The 2,886-nt window shown below is 62.1% G+C and carries 2 protein-coding genes; both read right to left on the minus strand.

What is annotated here, in order from left to right; translation table 11 throughout:
• A partial coding sequence (locus V2I30_RS06990) for a DUF5681 domain-containing protein (RefSeq protein ID WP_330661395.1) occupies nt 1–542 on the minus strand: 542 nt, incomplete at its 3' end.
• Nucleotides 535–1,911, minus strand: a complete 1,377-nt coding sequence (locus V2I30_RS06995; RefSeq protein WP_330661397.1) for a site-specific DNA-methyltransferase — start codon at nt 1,909–1,911, stop codon at nt 535–537. The genes V2I30_RS06990 and V2I30_RS06995, both read right to left, overlap by 8 nt.
• Nucleotides 1,912–2,886 lie beyond the last annotated feature (975 nt).

Consider the following 2,886-nt stretch of genomic DNA (forward strand, 5'->3'; position numbering starts at 1 on the left):
CCCCTGATCCGATAGGTGGAACCGCTCCTGCCGAGGATGATGTCATCGGGGTGGGGCCAGGGATCTTCGGGTTCGTCGCGGCCCGCAGCGAGCGCGTCGGTCCATTTCTTCTGCTGCGTATGTTTCAGTTCCCGTAGGTAGCGACGCCAGCTCGCTTCTTCTGCGGCGCGTTCCTCGGCCCTGCGCCGTTCGGCTTCTTCCGCGGCCTTGACACGTTTCGCCGCGCGGGCCTCAGATTCTCGGTGCAGCCGGATCGCGTCTCGCTGGGCGACCTGGCTGCCCTTCAGCGCATCGGCGGCCTGCCTTTGCATGATCGCCTCGATCACCTTGACGTCCCTGCGGACCCCGTTTTCGCTTATTGCGATCGTCTTGCCGAGGACGCTTTCGATAATGCGGTCGAGCTCGGATTCGGGGCTGGTCTCCGGATCAGGCCTTTTCTTCGGGGGACGCCCGTTAGGATTCCTGCGCTCGCCCGGGCGGATCTGCCCCGATTTCGGCGGCCGACCAAAGCCGACGTATTCGTCGTCGTCGCGATCAGGCATGGGCTTTCTCCTCGCGAAGCTCGAACGTTTCTCCGCTCTCGACGTGGTTGGCGCTGCGACCGGTATAGGCCTCCCAGCGCCTGATGATCGTGTCGCAGTAGAGGGGATCGTATTCGATCAGCCTTGCCCTGCGCCCGGTCTTCTCGGCGGCGATCAGGGTCGAGCCCGAACCCGCGAAGCAGTCGAGCACGATCTCGCCGCGGCGCGAGCAGTCGAGAATGGCATCGGCAACCAGCGCCACCGGCTTGACCGTGGGATGCATCGCGAGTTCCTCGGCGCGGGCTGTGCCGATCGAGGAGATACCCGGGTGGTCCCACACATTCGTGCGGTAGCGACCCGTATCGCCCAGGCCGAACGTGTTGGTGTGCGGCGCCTCGCCCTGCTTGAAGACGAAGATCAGCTCGTGCTTCGACCGGTAGAAGGTGCCCATCCCGCCATTGGTCTTGTTCCAGACGACGAGGTTCTTGAGCTCGGTGAAGACCGATCGACCGGCATCCAGCAGCTCGCCCATATGGCGCCAGTCCATGCAGATGAAGGCGATGCTGCCGTCGCGCATCACGCCCGCGGCATTGCCAAGCGTATCGGTAAGGAACCGGATGAACTCGTCCTCGCTCATCTCCCCGCTGGCGAAGGCGAACTCGCGGTGTCTGACCTCGCCCTTGCCGCAGACATTGCCGTCGATCCGGACATTGTAAGGCGGATCGGTGAAGACGAGGTCGGCGCGGCGTCCTTCCATCAGCGCAGCGAAGTCCGCCTCCGAGCGGGCATCGCCGCAGATGAGGCGATGCTCGCCCAGCTGCCAGATGTCGCCTCTGCGAGATACGGCGACCGGCCGCTGCTCCGGGATATTGTCCTCGGGCGCATCGCGGGCGGCGGGATCGGCCTCCGCAGCAGCCCCGATGGCGAAGTCGATTTCCGCAAGGCTGAAGCCGGTCAGCTCGACATCGAAGTCGAGATCGATCAGCGCCTGCATCTCGATCGCGAGGATTTCCGGATCCCAGCCCGCATTGAGCGCGAGCTTGTTGTCGGCAAGCATGTAGGCTCGACGCTCCGCTTCGCTCATGTGCGAGAGGGTAAGGGTGGGGACCGCGGTCATGCCGAGCAGTTTCGCGGCTTCGAGGCGGCCATGACCGGCGATGATCCGCAGCTTGTCATCGACCAAAACCGGGTTCGTAAACCCGAAGCGTTTGATGCTCTCGGCGATCTGCCGGATCTGCTTGCGCGAATGGGTCCGCGCGTTGCGGGGCGAGGGGGTGAGGGCCGTTATGGGCGTCTCGACCACCGCGCGGGGCAGGCAATTCCCGCCCGCGCCAGCGGGGGAGTTTTCGCGTTCAACAATCGATGAGCGCGCATTGGAATTAGAGGACATCACCGGTCTCCTTTGGACATGTGCGCAAAGGTCGCACCGGTGTACGATGATCTGTATCGCAATTTTTCGCGCCCCGGAACGAGTTCCGGGCACCTGTGGACAACTTTTTGAAGTTGGTGGCTCGACGACCGATCCGGGCGCAGGCCGAGAGCGATTGGAACGCCTTCGGCATCGGGTGCGCGACAGCAGCGCAAAGGCTGTCAGATTGGCATGAGCCGGGATCTGGCAATGGGCCAATCCCGCGATACGATCGAACGATCGCGAGTGATCGAGCGACGGGCGGACTTGCCCTGTTCCGGACGATTAAATCGCCTGTTACGAGCGATTAAAGCCCCTGTTACGTCGAATTAATCGCCTGTTCCGGCGAATAACAGGAAAACCGTCCCGGCCCGGCATCAAGTACCTGAAATTGCTTCTTTATTGTGCGAGTCCGGACCGGAGGAACACGCGTCAGGGCCTGTTTTCGTCTTTCAAATGACGTTTTTTCCCTGTTCCGGTTCGGTTTCCTGGCCTGCGCGGCCGTTCGCCGGCTGCCGCAAATCGCCGCTTCCAGCCCAAAGGCGCTTCGCTGCTCGCCGCGGACGAATTCCCAGTTATGCGCGAATGAATTCCCTGTTATGCCTGCGCGAGTTCCCTGTTTCGAACGCAGGGAATTTGCGCGGAAAACGACCGAAAGCCTCGGAAAACCACGCCTTTTCAGGGTCATGCGTGACTCCGACAGCCGGCAAAATTCGCGGATTTCGCTGTAAATTCCCGCAAAACAGGGAATTTCCGGGAAAACAGCGAAATCGCGCCGCTATCACTCAAGCCCGATAAGCCGAGGTTGCCCAGAAGTTGCTGCGCTAGAGCAGTAACCCGAACTGGCGCTCAAGTAGCGGAGCGGTAGCGCGATAAACAAAACTGCCACCCTCGCCCAATAACCCTCTTTTGCGCTCAAGGCCCGAAAGCCCGAGCGGCAAAAACGCCGCCGCGCGA

This window comes from Erythrobacter sp. (assembly GCF_036351135.1).
In the GTDB taxonomy this organism is placed as follows: domain Bacteria; phylum Pseudomonadota; class Alphaproteobacteria; order Sphingomonadales; family Sphingomonadaceae; genus Erythrobacter.

Excerpts from the sequence above, each read along its gene's own strand:
- V2I30_RS06995 (WP_330661397.1), bottom strand. The coding sequence starts at position 1,911 with ATGTCCTCTAATTCCAATGCGCGCTCATCGATTGTTGAACGCGAAAAC.